Origin of the sequence: Gordonia sp. UBA7599 (genome assembly GCA_002477755.1) — a bacterium.
GTDB lineage: Bacteria > Actinomycetota > Actinomycetes > Mycobacteriales > Mycobacteriaceae > Gordonia.
In genome coordinates, this window is record DLKD01000061.1 from 5110 (window position 1) to 5329 (window position 220).

Sequence of the window (220 nt, forward strand, 5' to 3'; positions counted from 1 at the left end):
GCAGTGGTCCGACGGTCTGCCGATCACCGGAGACGACTTCGCCTACCTGTGGCAGCAGATGTCGCGCCAGCCCAATGCCGTGTCGCCGGCCGGCTACCGCCTCATCGATTCGGTGCAGACCGGCGCCGGCGGCAAGTCGGTCACCGTGACCTTCGCCCGCGAATACCCGCGCTGGCGCGAGCTGTTCCGGTCGTTGTTGCCGAGCCACGTGCTGCGCGCG

General features: G+C 69.5%; 1 pseudogene. It reads left to right on the plus strand.

Annotation, left to right across the window (positions count from 1 at the left end):
* Positions 1-220, plus strand: a pseudogene (locus tag B4L26_RS07545) (ABC transporter family substrate-binding protein); the annotation flags it as partial.